Origin of the sequence: Microcoleus sp. w2-18bC1, from assembly GCF_036700365.1 — a bacterium.
Classification (GTDB): Bacteria; Cyanobacteriota; Cyanobacteriia; order Cyanobacteriales; family Microcoleaceae; genus Microcoleus.
In genome coordinates this window covers 497564-505947 of sequence record NZ_JAUBOS010000001.1, presented here as the reverse complement: position 1 = coordinate 505947, position 8384 = coordinate 497564, and the positions used below count along the sequence as shown (strand labels likewise).

Annotated in this window: 7 protein-coding genes; 1 reads left to right on the top strand and 6 read right to left on the bottom strand. The window is 48.3% G+C overall.

Annotated features, from left to right (window positions below; translation table 11 throughout):
* Positions 1-413: 413 nt before the first annotated feature.
* From QT979_RS02080 to QT979_RS02055, 6 genes are all read right to left on the bottom strand, one after another.
* Positions 414-698 carry a phycobilisome linker polypeptide gene (locus QT979_RS02080; protein ID WP_333107417.1) on the bottom strand — a complete coding sequence of 95 codons (285 nt, stop codon included), beginning with the start codon at positions 696-698 and terminating at the stop codon, positions 414-416.
* A 247-nt stretch (positions 699-945) separates the two neighbouring features.
* Positions 946-1815 carry a phycobilisome linker polypeptide gene (locus tag QT979_RS02075; RefSeq protein ID WP_333214783.1) on the bottom strand — a complete coding sequence of 290 codons (870 nt, stop codon included), beginning with the start codon at positions 1813-1815 and terminating at the stop codon, positions 946-948.
* Positions 1816-2008: 193 nt separating this feature from the next.
* Positions 2009-2824: a phycobilisome linker polypeptide gene (locus QT979_RS02070; protein ID WP_333214781.1), complete on the bottom strand. Its 816-nt coding sequence runs from the start codon at positions 2822-2824 to the stop codon at positions 2009-2011.
* Between the two features lie 149 nt (positions 2825-2973).
* Positions 2974-3462 (bottom strand): phycocyanin subunit alpha, encoded by a 489-nt coding sequence (gene cpcA, locus QT979_RS02065; protein WP_006631256.1) that lies wholly within the window; start codon positions 3460-3462, stop codon positions 2974-2976.
* A gap of 102 nt (positions 3463-3564) precedes the next feature.
* A complete protein-coding gene (locus QT979_RS02060) occupies positions 3565-4083 on the bottom strand; it encodes a phycocyanin subunit beta (RefSeq protein ID WP_333037001.1) in 519 nt (172 codons plus the stop codon).
* 335 nt (positions 4084-4418) lie between these two features.
* Positions 4419-4766 (bottom strand): hypothetical protein, encoded by a 348-nt coding sequence (locus tag QT979_RS02055; RefSeq protein WP_333307883.1) that lies wholly within the window; start codon positions 4764-4766, stop codon positions 4419-4421.
* Between the two features lie 486 nt (positions 4767-5252).
* Between QT979_RS02055 and QT979_RS02050 the strand changes: the two genes are divergently transcribed.
* Positions 5253-8078: a cation-translocating P-type ATPase gene (locus QT979_RS02050; protein WP_333307881.1), complete on the top strand. Its 2826-nt coding sequence runs from the start codon at positions 5253-5255 to the stop codon at positions 8076-8078.
* Positions 8079-8384: the final 306 nt, after the last annotated feature.

Sequence of the window (8384 nt, the reverse complement as noted above, 5' to 3'; positions counted from 1 at the left end):
TTACACAATCATTCTGCCTATTCAGGACGGCGATGTCTGAGGGGTGAAACCCCTCAGACATTCGCCAACAGTCTCTTGAAATCGCTGCTACACAGAAAAAACCTGCAAGGGTTAGGGAAACTGACCGATTAAAATCGCTACTAAACACACAAAACCCGCCTGGGCGGGTTGCATTAACTCTTAGGATCGCGAATTAAATAATTTACACTCTTGAAAGTGGGGAGTAGGGGTTGGGCGTCCCGCCCGCCCTTTCTGGACGGGCGGGACGCCCATCCCACAAGAACCATCAAAATTGTAAGTTATTTAATTCTCATTCCTTAGTCCGCTTGGAGTGGACTTTGTTTGTCTAGCAGCGATTTTCATCGCCCCTTCTAGCTTGTGTCGGAGCGATTTTCATCGCCCCTTCAACCAAACTATTGGTGATCGTGCGATGATTCATGGGATGATTCATGCGATGATTCTGCACCCGCGTTTAAAGGATGAATGCTGACAATTTTCCCGCCCATGCGAGTAATTCGCTGCATTTCTTGATTCATCCGATTGTAAGGCACAGTGATAAATGTACTCGCGCTCGATCGAATCGAATAATCCACATTATCTGTTTCATCGCTTTGGCGCAAGCCCACAACTTCATACCGAAAGCAGCGACCAGCCGAAGCTGTATTGCCACTTTTTCCAGCTACAATTTGACCCAACATAAGCTTCTTGGTAATTGGTAATTCTGACTGTTGACTGTTGACTGTTGACTGTTGACTGTTGACTAAAAGCTAGTAACTGCCAACTACCAACTGCCAACTGATACCAATTTTTTATGAGGCTGCATAGAATCTGATCCCCCTAACCCCCCTTAATAAGGGGGGGACAAGATTCTTCTCAAAGTCCCCCAACAACCAGGGGGATTTAGGGGGATCGAGATATGTGCAACTTCACATTAAATTGGTATGACTAAATTGGAGTAATGCTGGCGATTTTCGCGCCCAGGCGTTGAAATTTCTGCATTTGCGAGGACAACTCCTCAACAGGTACGATGAAAGCCTTGCTGCTGCGGCGCACGCTGGGATAGCCGCCCGTGCGAATTCCCGAAACTTCCACGCGCACCAGCCGCCCTTCTTTGCCGTAAGCAGCAGCGCCGCCGAAAGTGCTGCTGGGAGTTACGTTTCTGGCAGAAGGCCGATATGCCCAACCTTCGTTACCGCCGGAAGGCCCAACTACAGCCGTAGCGGTGTTAGTGCCGAGTTCGACAGCTAAGCGAGAGTTATTGCCTTCTAGTTGAGATGTATCGCTGTTTGCATAGCCGCGATACAGGCGGAACATCCGGGTAAAACCAACGGTTTTTTGACCACGCTGGGTGTTAAAGCCGCGGTAGTAAGGTACGATACTTTCGCCGAAGTTTTCTTGATACTCTACTGAATCGATGTAAGAATCAATATCAGCGTCGTAGCCTTGTGTTTGGTACAAATCTAAGTGTTCAACTACTTCAGATTCGTCGTAGGGAGCACGACCGAGCAAGTGTTTGTAGTTTAGTTCGATCGTCCGAGTTTGGAAGCTGTTGTAGAAAAACTTGGTTTTGTACAGTTCTGACTTAGCTACAGCCCGTACAAATTCTCGTACAGTCAAACTGCCGTCCCGCAGCAAAGACTCGGAACTGGTAAGTCGCTCGGATTTCATTAAATAGTCGTTGCCCAGCACCTGACGGTAAACCGCACGAATCACAGTTTCAACGTCGTCTTTGCTGTAGTTCGGGCGCAGTTCTACCTTCGGCGCATCGCTCAATGCGGATGTTCCCAGTCTGGACGCTGCTGTCGTAATCGCCACCAGATTTTCTCCTAAATTATTAATGACAAAAGTTTAATGCTTGGTTGCACTTGAAATTTTTAGGACTAAGGATAATATGCCTCAAAGTAGGGTGTGCACTGCACACCTTACCTATACACATAAAATTGAAGAATTTTTTATCCTTAGTCCTAATTTGCTAAAGACGTTTCAAAAAAACGTCAATACACAAACTTTAAGCTGTGGTAATACTTACCACTTTGCCGCCACGTTTGTTGATTTGCTGCAAGCGGCTCGAAAGTTGCTCGTAAGGCACGAGATATTCGGTAGTTGTCCGCCGCACTTGGGGCGAAAACTTAGCCGAACCTTGCATTGCGGTGACTCGGTAGAGTTGGTCGCGAGAACCGCCGGAAGTCCCGCCAAGGGCTTTTCCGGTGGAGGCCGTGTATATCGGCGAAGCCATATTTCTCGCTACTTCCCAAGTCAGCCGGGCTTGGGTTTGGTTTTGCGAGCGATCGCTAGAAGCAAAACCCCGGTACAATTGAAACATCCGGTTAAAACCGACGGTTTTTTGACCTCTTTGGGTCGCGAAACCGCGATAGTAAGGCACTATACTGTCGCCAAAATTTTCTTCATACTCAACTGAGTCAATATAAGAATTGATTTCAGCTTCGTAGCCTTCTGCATTGTACAAATCAACGTGGAAAGCAATTTCCGACTCGTCGTAAGGAGCGCGGCCCAACAAATGCTTATAATTAAGCTCAATTAACCGCGTTTGCGAGTTCGGATAAAAAAACTTTTTCCGATAAGTTTCGGAATGTGCAATTGACCGCACAAAATCTTTAACTGAAATCTGCCCTTGCATCAGCAGAGATTCTGCACTGGTAAGTCGTTCGCTCGACATTAAATACTCGTTACCGAAAACTTGGCTGTAAGCAGCGCGAATTACTGCTTTCGCATCGTCTTGCGTCCAGTGGGGGCGAAGTTCTACTCGTCCCGCTTCTTCAAATGCTTTTATTCCCAACCGTTCTGCTGCACCTAATCCCGCCATCTTCGCTTCTCCCTTTTTTGCTTTAAAAACTGAAAACTGCTTAAAAAAAGTATTTGCAAAACTAGGCTTCGATCGCAGATGCCCGGAATTCTAAACAACCGCTAACACTTAAGCTAACAGCAGCTTACAATTCCGGGCATCACGCAAATCTAGCTCAGAGCGTTGATTGCGTAGTCGATGTAGGAATTCGCTTCAGTTGCAGCGTCGCCACTCAGACCGTGGTTGCCTTTGATGTACTTGAGAGCTTCAACGTACCAGCTAGGAGACAATTCAAATGTCCGGTTGATTTCGTCAACACCTGCAATCAGGTACTCGTCCATTGGACCGGTGCCGCCTGCAACTAAGCAGTAGGTTACCATCCGCAGGTAGTAGCCGATGTCGCGAGAGCACTTGGCTTTACCGGTTGGGGTAGAAGCGTAGTTCGGGCCTTGCATTTGTTGTGTGTACGGGAATTTGTTGTACACAGCTTGAGCTGCACCGTCGATCAAGCGCTGAGAGTTGGCGGTCAAAGCTTTAGCTGCTTCCAAACCTGCTGCTGCTTGGCGGAAACGTCCGAAGGCGACTTGGAGTTCTGTGCTGCTCAGGAAACGGCCTTGAGAATCGGCTGCGGTTACTGCTTCAGTCAAAGGGGTTTTCATTGTTCTGGTTTCTCCCTAATGTTGTGTTGTTTTTGTACAAAAATGATTGTTTGCAAAAATGCGATGCTCGCTTCTTTACAAGAAAGGTTCGCTTGGCTATTTTTAGCCGACTGCATTGGCTGCGCGGTCGAAGTAGCTGCCGATTTCAGACATCAGCGAGCTGCAATCACCACGGGTAACACCGTTGGGGTCGTTAGCGATCGCGATCGCTGCTTCTTTCATTTTTTGCACGCCGGCTGCAACTGAGCCACCGGGAACTCCCAGAGCTTGGTATGTTTCACGCAGACCGTTCAAGCAGCGGTCGTCCAAAACGCTGGCGTCGCCTGCAAATGTTGCATAGGTGACGTAGCGCAAGATGATTTCCATATCGCGCAAGCAAGCTGCCATGCGGCGGTTGGTGTAAGCATTACCACCAGGAGCGATCAGTTGAGGCTGTTCAGCGAACAGGGTGCGAGCTGCATTGGCTACGATGCTGGATGCGTTGCCGGTGATGCGGTTTACTGCGTCAATCCGCTTGTTGGCGTCGGAAACCATGCTGCTGAGAGCATCTAGTTGACCCTGAGCTAGAAATTCGCCCCGAGCGTCAGATTGGGAAACCACTTTTGTAAATGCGTCAAACATGAAAGAACTCTCCTATTTGAGTTAATTGAGTTTGGTTGCGGTATAAAACCGTTAAGTTAAATTTGTTCAGGCTACGAGTGCCTGCAAGGGTTGAAATTTGATGCCAGCTAATCTGCTGGTCCCATCGATCTCTCCCTTTCCGCTACCTGCACTATTGTTACATTGCAACGGAGGTTTAAGAAACCTTAGAAAATTTTACACCTTTTATGAGATGCGACAAACCTTGTCAATCAGGGTTTTTGTTAACTTTGGCCTGTCGTTTCAACCCTCTGATAATCTTTATACAATGCTCGCTCGCCTTTGTTTATTACAAATTATTACAGAAACTTATCTCTCTAAGAAGGTAAATATCTACGGGGCAATTGCGGGCAAATCTCCTCCCTAGGGTAGATGCGCGAGGGTATCCATAAAGGAAGAGTTTGCTTCTCTTGCCCTGCCGTGGCGGTAGAAACCACCGGACGGTTCCGGTGGTTTCTACCGCCTTTGTTGGCTTTCTCTGGAAAAGCAGAATTGTTAAGAAGTATTAAGTAAATTAAAGTTTTCGTAAAAGAAGGCTGGGGAATAGGGAAAAAACCAAAAATTCTGCCCAATGTCAGGAGGCCTGCAAAATTCGGTGTGGGAAAAATCCAAAAGATTGTGAACCCCCTCGCCACAGCCTCAGCTTTTACCAGAACTATCAGCATTGAGTGACCAAACTCAGCCTTTGGAAGTTGAAAGACCGGGCCCGGTATTTCATAACGCGGGGATGCTTGGTCTGGGGAGTCATTGGACTTGACCCCAGCAAGCCTCTACTGTTTGTCCTGCAGCGGTTGCAAAAAAACTTGCTTCATCTATATATTGACATCCTCCCCGGCCGTACCGCAGGATTCCAAGAATCACTGCTTGGGCTTCCGTCAAGCTTATGCCGGGGCTTTAAACCCATTATTTTTGGTAAGGTGGATAGGTGCTATCAGCGGTAGGTCTACAAACGGCTCGATCGAGCCGCCAGACGCAGTGAAGTTAAAAGCTTTTTGCTTCCCCGGCATCGAACCGCCCAAAACGAGTCGCAAGTTAAACAGTTTTTTACTCAGAACTCAAAACTTAAAACTCTCTCACTGTAATCAGCCAGATGGATCGGCTGTAGCTGTCCGGCCACAACCACCTTTATGCCCCACGATCGATCGTAATTTATGTCTTCAAATTCTCCCTCTTCTTGGCACACCGTAGCAATTGACCAAACTCTCCAGCAGCTAAGCAGCAACAAAGACGCTGGATTGAGCAGCCAACAGGTGTCAGAACGCTTGCAGCAATACGGCCCCAACGAACTAGAAGAAACAGGAGGCCGCAGTCCGTGGTCGATTTTTGTCGATCAGTTCACCAACATCATGTTGTTGATGCTGATGGGTGTGGCCGTGATTTCGGGTTTTTTGGACTTTCGGTCGAATACTTTTCCCAAAGATGCGATCGCCATTTTTGCGATCGTCATACTCAACGGCATTCTCGGCTATTTCCAAGAGCAAAGTGCTGAAAAAGCCCTCGCAGCCCTCAAAAACCTCGCTTCTCCCCTAGTCAGAGTCCTGCGGGACGGCAAAACTTCAGAAATAGCAGCCAAGGAACTCGTACCTGGAGACGTGATGCTGTTGGAGGCGGGGGTAAAAATAGCAGCAGACGCACGCTTGATCGAATCTTCCAACTTGCAAGTCAGAGAATCAGCTTTGACAGGGGAAGCCCTAGCAGTAACCAAGCAAGCCGATCTAGAACTTCCCGAAGATGCTTCCTTGGGCGATCGACTCAACCTGATTTTTCAGGGCACAGAAGTTGTTCAGGGACGAGCAAAGGCGATCGTCACCAACACCGGAATGCAAACTGAACTCGGCAAAATTGCCGCCATGCTTCAGTCAGTAGAAAGCGAACCGACTCCCCTGCAACAGCGGATGGGCCAGTTGGGAAATGTTCTTGTCTCCGGTGCCCTAGCCTTAGTCGCAATTGTCGTCATCGGCGGCATGATTACCTTCCAAAACGGCAGCATCGGGTTGGATACCAGCAGGTGGGAAGAGTTGCTAGAAGTTTCTCTAAGCATGGCTGTGGCTGTGGTTCCCGAAGGGCTCGCAGCAGTCGTGACAGTTACTCTGGCACTCGGAACTAGGCGGATGGTGAAGCGAAACGCCCTGATTCGCAAACTGCCTGCGGTAGAAACTTTGGGCTCGGTAACAACCATTTGTTCTGACAAAACAGGTACTCTGACTCAAAATAAAATGGTAGTTCAGCTAGTCTCTACGGGCGACTGCACTGTCGCCGTCGCAGGCGACGGCTATGCGCCGATCGGAGATTTTACCGATCGCCTGACATCTGCCAAAATTAATAATTTAGAGGAATATCCAGAACTTGAATCTTTATTAATTGCCTGTGCAGTTTGCAACGACGCAGTATTGCAACAAGAACAGCAAGAATGGCAGATTTTAGGCGACCCCACAGAAGGAGCTCTGCTTTGTGTAGCCGGAAAAGCAGGCATTTATAAGGAAAAACAGTCTCAATTGCTGCCGCGGACGGCGGAATTTCCTTTTTCTTCCGAACGCAAACGGATGAGCGTAATTTGCGAAGTGCCCGGCCGATCGGGACATTCGGGATTTCCAGCAGTTGAAGGACAGCAGCCCAATTATTTGATGCTGACCAAAGGTTCTCCAGAGTTGACTTTGGAGCGCTGCAAAGGGATTATAGTCGGCGATCGAGTACAACCTTTAACCCAGGAAATGCGCGATCGCATCCTCGTCGAAAACAACAACATGGCAAGCGGCGGTTTGCGAGTCCTCGGGTTTGCGTACAAACTCTGGGAAAACATACCGCCCGAAGGTTCTGAGGAAACCAGCGAACAAGACATGATTTGGCTGGGACTCGTCAGTATGCTGGACGCCCCGCGCCCGGAAGTGCGGGAAGCAGTGAGGAAGTGCCGCAATGCTGGGATTCGGGTGGTGATGATTACAGGAGACCACCAGTTGACAGCAAAAGCCATCGCCTACGATTTAGGTATTGCAACAGAGGGCGATCGAGTTCTCACCGGTCAAGAATTAGAAAAGCTCAGCCAAGAAGAACTCAAACAGCAAGTCGAACAGGTTAGCGTTTACGCCCGCGTTTCCCCAGAACACAAATTGCGAATAGTCCAAGCTTTGCAAAGTTGGGGAAAATTTGTCGCAATGACCGGCGACGGCGTTAACGACGCCCCCGCCTTGAAACAAGCCGATATCGGCATCGCAATGGGGATTACCGGCACCGATGTCAGCAAAGAAGCTAGCGATATGGTGCTCCTCGACGACAACTTCGCAACGATTGTCGCCGCCGCTGAAGAAGGGCGAGTGGTTTATAGCAACATTCGCCGCTTTATTAAGTACATTTTGGGCAGCAACATCGGCGAAGTTTTGACAATTGCGGCCGCACCTTTAATGGGTTTGGGAGGAGTGCCGCTGACGCCGCTGCAAATTTTGTGGATGAACTTAGTAACAGACGGCGTTCCCGCTTTGGCCTTGGCCGTGGAACCGGGGGAACCGAACGTGATGAGAAAGCCTCCTTTCAGCCCGCGAGAAAGTATTTTTGCGCGGGGTTTGGGTTCTTACATAATTCGGATCGGGATTATTTTTGCAATTTTGACGATCGCGATGATGTCCTGGGCTTACGGATATACCACCAACCCCAACCATGTCGGAGATCCCGAGGCTTGGAAAACAATGGTGTTTACAACTCTTTGTTTGGCACAAATGGGTCACGCGATCGCAATTCGGTCTAACACTCAGCTAACTATCGAGTTAAATCCCTTCACTAATGTTTTTGTGTGGGGGGCTGTCATTGTGACTACTATTCTGCAATTGATGCTGATTTATGTTCCGCCACTGAGAGCTTTTTTTGGCACTCATTATTTAACGGGGTTTGAGTTGCTAGTTTGCTTCGGTTTCAGCGCCCTGATGTTTGTCTGGATCGAAATGGAAAAACTGTTTTTGCGCTTTTACAACAAATCTAGGAAATAGTGTTAACGGCTGACGGATAGCGAGCCATGTTTTACTATTACCTAAATCCCTCGCATTGGGCGCTATTTTCAAGAAGATCAGCCAGGGGTTTTAACCCCTGGCTCACAGCTAAAATCATCGCTATGAAGACTAAATAGATTGTGTCACGATTAAACATTTATTACTTCGTTATAATGTCATTGCGAGCGTTACGCTAGGCGAAAATAGCCATAGCAAAGGCTCGCGTTTACAACCCGTAAGCTGCGCCCTACGATTACTGTATTACCAATTACCAACTACCGATTACCAATTATCGATTACCACTTA

Excerpts from the sequence above, each read along its gene's own strand:
- QT979_RS02055 (WP_333307883.1), bottom strand. The coding sequence starts at position 4,766 with ATGCTGATAGTTCTGGTAAAAGCTGAGGCTGTGGCGAGGGGGTTCACA.
- QT979_RS02070 (WP_333214781.1), bottom strand. The coding sequence starts at position 2,824 with ATGGCGGGATTAGGTGCAGCAGAACGGTTGGGAATAAAAGCATTTGAA.
- QT979_RS02060 (WP_333037001.1), bottom strand. The coding sequence starts at position 4,083 with ATGTTTGACGCATTTACAAAAGTGGTTTCCCAATCTGACGCTCGGGGC.
- QT979_RS02050 (WP_333307881.1), top strand. The coding sequence starts at position 5,253 with ATGTCTTCAAATTCTCCCTCTTCTTGGCACACCGTAGCAATTGACCAA.
- QT979_RS02080 (WP_333107417.1), bottom strand. The coding sequence starts at position 698 with ATGTTGGGTCAAATTGTAGCTGGAAAAAGTGGCAATACAGCTTCGGCT.
- cpcA (WP_006631256.1), bottom strand. The coding sequence starts at position 3,462 with ATGAAAACCCCTTTGACTGAAGCAGTAACCGCAGCCGATTCTCAAGGC.